The following is a 226-nucleotide window of genomic DNA, read 5'->3' as shown; positions in this document are numbered from 1 at the left end:
TGGTTGCGGGGACAGGATTTGAACCTGTGACCTTCAGGTTATGAGCCTGACGAGCTACCGGGCTGCTCCACCCCGCGTTACCAAGACCGGCGCTGACGCCGTTTGCAGCCCGGACTTCTCCGTTTGTCCGGCCTCAAAAGCGAAGGTGCTTTTTCGGCTTTCGGACGGGGCGCTGCTCCACCCCGCGTTACCAAGACCGGCGCTGACGCCGTTTGCAGCCCGGACT

1 tRNA gene is annotated in these 226 nt (G+C 62.8%); it reads right to left on the bottom strand.

The annotated features are described in order from the left end of the window. Positions 1-77, bottom strand: a tRNA-Met gene (locus tag ACTJI9_RS22410). Positions 78-226 lie beyond the last annotated feature (149 nt).

This window comes from Phyllobacterium sp. 22552, from assembly GCF_052044585.1.
GTDB classification, from domain to species: domain Bacteria; phylum Pseudomonadota; class Alphaproteobacteria; order Rhizobiales; family Rhizobiaceae; genus Phyllobacterium; species Phyllobacterium ifriqiyense.
This window is presented reverse-complemented; position numbering and strand designations above follow the sequence as displayed.